7 protein-coding genes are annotated in these 7,908 nt (G+C 37.7%); all 7 read left to right on the forward strand.

The features are described from left to right. The coding region (gene infB, locus B371_RS0102920) for a translation initiation factor IF-2 (RefSeq protein WP_019412821.1) at nt 1-2,187 on the forward strand (2,187 nt) is incomplete at its 5' end. Then, nucleotides 2,184-2,462, forward strand: a complete 279-nt coding sequence (locus B371_RS0102925; protein WP_019412822.1) for a DUF503 domain-containing protein — start codon at nt 2,184-2,186, stop codon at nt 2,460-2,462. The genes infB and B371_RS0102925, both read left to right, overlap by 4 nt. A gap of 22 nt (nt 2,463-2,484) precedes the next feature. After that, complete coding sequence (gene rbfA / locus B371_RS0102930) at nt 2,485-2,838, forward strand: 30S ribosome-binding factor RbfA (RefSeq protein ID WP_019412823.1); 354 nt, start codon at nt 2,485-2,487, stop codon at nt 2,836-2,838. A 252-nt stretch (nt 2,839-3,090) separates the two neighbouring features. Further along, the gene (truB, locus tag B371_RS0102935; RefSeq protein ID WP_019412824.1) at nt 3,091-4,023 is read left to right on the forward strand and encodes a tRNA pseudouridine(55) synthase TruB; all 933 of its coding nucleotides are present in this window, start codon (nt 3,091-3,093) and stop codon (nt 4,021-4,023) included. After that, the gene (gene ribF / locus B371_RS0102940) at nt 4,020-4,973 is read left to right on the forward strand and encodes a riboflavin biosynthesis protein RibF (RefSeq protein ID WP_019412825.1); all 954 of its coding nucleotides are present in this window, start codon (nt 4,020-4,022) and stop codon (nt 4,971-4,973) included. Before truB ends, ribF begins: the two co-directional genes overlap by 4 nt. A 132-nt stretch (nt 4,974-5,105) precedes the next feature. Next, a complete protein-coding gene (gene rpsO / locus B371_RS0102945; RefSeq protein WP_019412826.1) occupies nt 5,106-5,375 on the forward strand; it encodes a 30S ribosomal protein S15 in 270 nt (89 codons plus the stop codon). A gap of 178 nt (nt 5,376-5,553) precedes the next feature. Then, the gene (gene pnp, locus B371_RS0102950) at nt 5,554-7,671 is read left to right on the forward strand and encodes a polyribonucleotide nucleotidyltransferase (RefSeq protein WP_019412827.1); all 2,118 of its coding nucleotides are present in this window, start codon (nt 5,554-5,556) and stop codon (nt 7,669-7,671) included. Nucleotides 7,672-7,908 lie beyond the last annotated feature (237 nt).

Genomic DNA, 7,908 nt, shown 5'->3' on the forward strand with positions numbered 1-7,908 from the left:
GGTAGTGGATATCAAGGTAACCGTCCGCAAGGAGATCGTCCCCAAGGTAGTGGATATCAAGGTAATCGACCACAAGGAGATCGTCCTCAAGGTAGTGGTTCTCAAGGCAACCGCCCACCAGCAAGTAACCAGGCAAAACCACCTTCGGGCCAAAGTCGTGGAGTAGCGAACCCTACTTCAGCACGTGATAAGCATAAAACTGCAACACCAACAACATCTGGTGAAGGCCGTAAGCAAGAACAAGGTGCTCAAACAAAAGAAAAGAAAGTTTTTGGTCAAAATCGTACAGCAGGATCAAGCTTTTCTGGCCGTCCTGGTGGTGGTGGAAATCACCGTCCTGGAACTGGTAACCGCGCTGGAGGAAGAAACAAAGGGAAACAAACTCGCCAACCAGTTGCTCCACCAGTACCGAAAAAAGAGAAAGAATTACCAGCAAAAATTACATTCTATGAGTCATTAACTGTTGCAGAATTAGCAAAAAAATTAGGTAGAGAACCATCTGACGTTATTAAAAAGTTATTTTTACTTGGTGTGATGGTTACTATTAATCAAGAATTAGATAAAGATGCAATTGAATTGATTTGTACAGATTATGGTGTTGAAGTAGAAGAAGAAATTCGTGTTGACATTTCGGATTTAGAAGGCTATTTCGAAGGTGAACAAGAAGAACAAAATATTCAAAAAGAACGTCCACCAGTTGTTACAATAATGGGACACGTAGATCACGGTAAAACCACGCTTCTTGATTCTATTCGTCACACTAAAGTAACTGCAGGCGAAGCTGGAGGGATTACTCAACATATTGGTGCTTATCAAGTTGTTGAAAACGGGAAGAAAATCACTTTCCTTGACACTCCTGGTCATGCTGCTTTCACAACAATGCGTGCTCGTGGTGCAAAAGTGACAGATATAACTATTTTAGTTGTTGCAGCTGATGATGGTGTCATGCCTCAAACAATTGAAGCAATTAATCATGCAAAAGCAGCAGAAGTACCAATTATAGTAGCTGTGAATAAAATGGATAAAGAATCTGCAAACCCTGAACGAGTAATGCAAGAACTAACTGAACACGGGTTAGTTTCTGAAGAGTGGGGCGGAGATACAATTTTCGCACCAATCTCAGCATTAAAAGGTGATGGGATTGATAACTTATTAGAAATGGTTCTATTGGTATCTGAAGTAGCTGAACTAAAAGCTGATTCTAAACGTCGTGCAATAGGAACAGTAATTGAAGCTCGACTTGATAAAGGAAGAGGCTCCGTTGCTACACTTCTAGTACAAGACGGCACACTTAATGTCGGAGATCCAATCGTTGTCGGACATACACATGGCCGAGTACGTGCAATGGTCAACGATTTAGGTCGTCGAGTTAAAGAAGCAGGACCAAGTACACCAGTTGAAATAACAGGATTAAATGATGTTCCACTAGCTGGAGATCGTTTCGTTGTCTTTGAAGATGAGAAAACAGCACGTCAAGTAGGAGAATCAAGAGCATCTACAGCAATTCAAGCACAGCGTTCAGAGAAAACGCGTGTAACTCTTGATAATCTGTTTGATCAAATGAAACAAGGCGAAATGAAAGAGCTAAACATTATTGTAAAAGCAGACGTTCAAGGCTCTGTTGAAGCAATGGCAGCATCTCTGATGAAACTAGAAGTCGCAGGTGTGAATGTACGCATTATTCATACTGGTGCAGGAGCGATTACAGAATCTGATATTTCACTTGCTGCAGCTTCAAATGCAATTGTTATAGGATTTAACGTAAGACCAGATATAAATGCAAAACGTGCAGCAGAAGCTGAAGGAGTAGACATTCGTCTACACCGTGTAATTTATAAAGTGATTGAAGAAATTGAAGCAGCAATGACTGGTTTACTAGATCCTGAATTCCAAGAAAAAATTATTGGTCAAGCAGAAGTACGTGAAACCTTTAAAGTTTCGAAAATCGGAACAATTGCTGGTAGTTATGTAATTGAAGGTAAAATTTCTCGAGATAGTGGTATCCGTGTCATTCGTGACAGTATCGTCGTATTTGAAGGCGTATTAGATTCTCTTAAACGCTTTAAAGATGATGCAAAAGATGTAGCAAAAGGGTATGAATGTGGGATAACTGTGAAAAACTATCATGATGTCAAAGAAGGCGACATTATTGAAGCTTACGTTATGGAAGAAATCAAACGCAAATGATTTCTTATGCGGAATGCGAATTTATCATTCCGACGTCACATTCGTTAAAAGAGAAACGCGCCGTTTTAAAGCGTATGTTAACTCGAACAAAGCAAAAGTTTAATGTATCAATTTCTGAAATCGAACACCAAGATGTATGGCAACGAACACGTATTGCGATTGTTTGTGTAGCATCATCTAGTGTTGCTAGTGACCGTGAACTGACTCATGCCATAAACTATTTGGAATCGAATCCAGAATGGGAACGCACAGAAACGATACGGGAATATCTATAGATAGAACAGAGGTGAAGCCATCATGGCGAATCGCTCAAATCGAGTAGCAGAGCAAATGAAGAAAGAGTTAGGCGAGATAATCGCAAGAAGACTCAAAGATCCTCGTATAGGGTTTGTTACTGTGACTGATGTAGAAGTTACAGGTGATTTACAGCAAGCAACAGTTTTTATTACAGTTCTGGGTGACGATAAAGAACGTCAAGAAACATTAAAAGCTTTAGCTAAAGCTAAGGGATTTATTCGTACAGAAATTGGACAACGAATTCGATTACGTAAAACTCCTGAGCTTATGTTTGAATTTGATGTATCTGCAGATTACGGTAATAAAATTGATACGTTACTTAGACAAATCAAGAACACTGAAGAAGTCGAGTAACAAGAAAGAGCCTGCTTTTTTTAAAGCAGGCTCTTTCTAGCAATATTGAAAAGAAACTGCAAAACTCAATATTCATATTTATTGAAATTAGCTCTATGTCTAGCTCTACAGGCTGCTATGCGAGCATCTTTAGGTTTAGTAAAAGATTACGATACGCCTGTTTCTACTACCCTTAAGTGTGCTAATGTGGTTTAAATCAGCCTGTTTAGCTTTTCTTAATACATAAAATTATTTTTTAAGGAGTTGGCACGTTTGCTAAATGGCATTCTTCCACTATGGAAAGAAAAAGGAATGACCTCTCACGATTGTGTCTTTAAACTACGTAAAATATTAAAAATGAAACGTATTGGACATACAGGTACTCTTGATCCGAGTGTAGAGGGAGTCCTGCCTATTTGTTTAGGTGAATCGACCAAAATAGCCGAGTATCTTACAAATGCAGGAAAAGTATACGAAGCCGAAGTGACGATTGGTATGTCTACTACTACAGAAGACGCGGATGGTGAAATTGTAGATAAAGATGATTCACAAAAACTATTCTCTCGACAAGACATCCTCACCGCATTAACAACATTGACTGGCACGATTGAACAAACGCCACCCATGTATTCTGCAGTTAAGGTGAATGGGAAAAAGCTGTATGAATATGCCAGAGCTGGTATTTCAATAGAAAGACCAACAAGACAAGTTACTATTTATGAACTGGATCTTTTAAGTAAAGAACTAATATTTTCAGGAATAAGTGTTTCATTTAGAATCCGTGTTTCATGTAGCAAAGGGACGTATATTAGAACGCTTGCTGTTCAAATTGGTGAACAACTCGGGTATCCGGCTCATATGTCACAGTTAGTAAGGACAGCTTCTGGAAATTTCACAGCGGATGATTGCGTAACTTTAAACCAAGTTGAAGAACTGGTAGAAAATGATTTACTTTCACGCAATTTATATGATTTAGATTATGCACTTCAAGATATGCCTAAGGTTGTTGTACCTGACGGATTAGATAAAGCTATTAGTAATGGACAAGTGTTAGATGCGCTTGAGCTGCTTGGAGAACATGAACGAGTTGTTTTTACAAAGGATCAACAAGCTGTTGCTGTTTACATTAATCATCCTTCAAAAGAAGGCAAGATGAAACCTGAAAAAATGTTTAATCGATCTACTAAGGAAGAGGTGGTGGAATGAATATAGTACAATTATCATACCCACATCATGTAAATGATCCATTAATTTCCGGTCCATTTTCCTTAGCTATTGGATTTTTTGATGGTGTTCACTTAGGTCATCGTGAAGTCATAGAACATGCAAAAAAAATAGCTTTGGAACAAGGCTTGAAATTAGCGGTCATGACATTCGATCCACACCCGTCAATTGTTCTTGGAAAGCGAAATGAAAAAGTATTTTATATTACACCACTAGACCAAAAGTTAAAATTGCTTGAATCAATGGGGATAGACACGACATTCGTTGTTCGTTTTACTTCTGACTTTGCGCAGCTAACACCTGAGATGTTTGTAGAAACGTTTATTGTTCAATTAAATGTGACCCATGTTACTGCAGGTTTTGACTTCACTTTTGGAACATTTGGAACTGGTAATATGAATGTCATGAAACAATTAGCAAAAGATGATTTTTATGTATCAGTCATTAAGAAAAAATCTATCGGTACTGAAAAAATCAGCTCCACAAGAATTCGACAAGCATTAACTACCGGGGATATGGAACAAGCATGTGAATTGCTTGGTAGACCTTTTCAAATTCCAGGTGTAGTTGTCCATGGTGACAAGCGAGGTCGTCAAATTGGTTTTCCAACAGCTAATATTCAAGCAAGAGAAGGATCATACATTCCTGCAACTGGTGTATACTCTGTCAGAATGTTAGTACAGGATGAATGGATTGATGGGGTTTGTAATGTGGGCTACAAGCCTACCTTTAAAGATCCCAACGATAAAAAGCTAACAATTGAAGTTCATTTATTTAATTTTGATAAAAATATTTATGGTGAAGAAGTCTATGTAGATTGGTATCATCACATTCGAAATGAACATAAATTTGATGGAATTGATTCTTTAAAAAACCAAATTGAAAAAGATAAGCATACAGCTATGTCGTACCTAAGAAACTTAGAGTTTTAGTTGCTTAATGATATGGAACTGTGCTAAAATGATATTTGCGCATAGAAATATGCTTAACCGTTGCTTGGCAATGCGAATCACCAACGCTTGCTCGGTAGTAGGGGATATTATGAGAATTGGAGGTGAACTCAGATGGCAGTTACACAAGAACGTAAAAATGAACTTATCGCTGAGTATCGTACTCATGAAAGCGACACTGGTTCTGCAGACATTCAAATCGCTGTATTAACAGAAGACATTAACAACTTGAACGGACATTTGCGTACACATAAGAAAGATCACCACTCACGTCGTGGTCTATTCAAAATGGTAGGACGTCGTCGTAACTTGTTGAAATACTTGCGTGAAAACGAAGTGTCACGTTACCGTGCTTTGATTCTTAAACTAGGTATACGTAGATAATAGCATTTAAGGTAAAGCGGGATTCGTCCCGCTTTTTCTTTATGTCTGAATTTCTTGTAAGAATTCGCTCTCATTGAAACTTTAGAAAATTTCGCATAATAAACACTTTTTTGATACACTACTAATGATACATAAAATTAAATGTAATAGGATATTTAGAACGAGAGGGGTTCATTTAATGAACGAAAAACAAATTTTTAATTTTGAGTGGGCAGGTCGTCCACTACAAGTAGAAGTAAACAAGTACGCAAAACAAGCTAATGGTGCTGTTATGGTACGTTATGGAGATTCAGCAGTTCTTTCTACAGCAACAGCTTCAAAACACCCGAAACCATTAGACTTCTTTCCACTTACATGTAATTATGAAGAACGTCTATACGCTGCTGGTAAAATTCCAGGCGGTTTTATTAAACGAGAAGGTCGTCCATCAGAAAATGCGATTTTAACAAGTCGTTTAATCGATCGTCCGATTCGTCCTTTATTCCCTGATGGCTTTCGTAATGAAGTACAAGTAATTTCAATTGTTATGTCTAAAGATCAAGATTGTACAACTGAAATGTCTGCAATGTTTGGTTCTTCATTGGCATTAATGGTTTCCGACATCCCTTTTGGAGGTCCAATTGCAGGAGTGCAAGTTGGATTAATAAATGAACAATTTATCATTAACCCAACAGAAGCACAATTAGCTGAAAGTACTATTGATTTAATCGTTGCTGGTACAAAAGATGGAATTAACATGGTAGAAGCAGGTGCACTTGAAGTCACAGAAGAAATCATGTTAGAAGCAATTATGTTCGGTCATAATGAAATTATTAAATTGATTGAATTCCAAGAACAAATTGTAGCTGCTATTGGCAAAGACAAGCTGGATATTAAATTATATGAGCTAGATTCAGAAATTTCTGCTGAAATAAAAGAATTGTGTGAAACAAAATTAAATATAGCTATTCAAGTGCAAGAAAAACATGCACGTGAAGCTGCAATTCGAGAAGTTAAAGATGCCGTAACTGAAATTTTTGTTGAACGTGAAGTTGACAGTGCTACTTTAAAACAAGTCCATGAAATACTGGATAAAATGGTAAAAGAAGAAGTTCGTCGATTAATTACTGAAGACAAAATCCGTCCAGATGGTCGTAAATTAGATGAAATTCGTCCACTTTCATCTGAAACAGGTATTCTACCTCGTACACATGGCTCTGGTCTATTCGTCCGTGGACAAACTCAAGCTTTAAGTATTGCAACTTTAGGAGCACTTGGTGATGTTCAAATCATCGATGGTTTAGGTAGCGAAGAGTCTAAACGTTTTATGCATCATTATAACTTCCCTCAATTCAGTGTTGGGGAAACTGGACCTATTCGTGGGCCAGGTCGTCGTGAAATTGGTCATGGAGCTTTGGGAGAACGTGCGTTAAAAGCAGTTCTTCCAGATGAGAAAGAATTCCCATATACGATTCGTTTAGTATCAGAAGTTCTTGAATCAAATGGATCTACCTCTCAAGCGAGTATTTGTGCATCAACACTAGCAATGATGGATGCTGGTGTACCAATTAAAGCGCCTGTAGCTGGGATAGCAATGGGACTTATTAAGCGCGGCGAGCAATATTCTGTTCTATCTGACATCCAGGGTATGGAAGATCATTTAGGAGACATGGATTTTAAAGTTGCAGGGACGGCTAAAGGTGTAACAGCACTTCAAATGGATATTAAAATTGATGGCTTATCACGTAGCATTTTAGAAGAAGCATTAAGTCAAGCAAAAATTGGTCGTTTGCATATATTAGAAAGCATGCTTGCAACAATTTCTGAACCACGCGTGAAATTGTCTAAATATGCTCCGAAGATTGTTAAAGTAAAAATTAACCCAGATAAGATTCGTGATGTAATTGGACCGGGTGGTAAACAAATTAATAAAATCATCGAAGAAACTGGCGTTAAAATTGATACAGAACAAGATGGATCAATTTATATTTCTTCAATTGATGAAAGTATGATAGCTCGAGCAAAAGAGATTATTGAGAATATTGTCCGCGTTGCTGTAGTTGGTGAATACTTCATCGGTAAAGTAAAACGTATTGAGAAATTCGGTGCATTTGTAGAAATATTTACTGGTAAAGACGGTCTTCTTCATATTTCTGAAATTCAAGAAGAACGAACTAAATCGGTTGAAGATGTTCTAAAACTTGATGATGAGTTAAAGGTTAAGGTAATCGAAATTGATAACCAAGGTCGTGTGAACTTATCACGTAAGATTGTTGTAAAAGAAGAAAAAGAAGCCGCTGAAAAAACAGAAGTTTAAGAAAAAAGATTATAGAGATAAGTGTCTGAGTCGATTTATATCTTAGTCTGCTGTGCTTTCTTAGAAGAGGTCGCCTATGTGGTCAATAGGCGACCTCTTCTTTGAGTTTATTAAGAAAGTATATATTGTTCTTTCTTTCTTAAAGTGAGTGTTCAAAAAGGAGCATAAAAAGAGCCGAGTAGGTCGAGGCGGCGTAGCCTTCGAGCACCGGAGCGTATGGTGTTGATACGTGAGGAG

The organism is Paenisporosarcina sp. TG20, assembly GCF_000286315.1.
Taxonomy (GTDB): domain Bacteria; phylum Bacillota; class Bacilli; order Bacillales_A; family Planococcaceae; genus Paenisporosarcina.

Coding starts and splice junctions, on each gene's coding strand:
- B371_RS0102925 (WP_019412822.1), top strand. CDS start 2,184: ATGATTTCTTATGCGGAATGCGAATTTATCATTCCGACGTCACATTCG.
- rbfA (WP_019412823.1), top strand. CDS start 2,485: ATGGCGAATCGCTCAAATCGAGTAGCAGAGCAAATGAAGAAAGAGTTA.
- ribF (WP_019412825.1), top strand. CDS start 4,020: ATGAATATAGTACAATTATCATACCCACATCATGTAAATGATCCATTA.
- rpsO (WP_019412826.1), top strand. CDS start 5,106: ATGGCAGTTACACAAGAACGTAAAAATGAACTTATCGCTGAGTATCGT.
- pnp (WP_019412827.1), top strand. CDS start 5,554: ATGAACGAAAAACAAATTTTTAATTTTGAGTGGGCAGGTCGTCCACTA.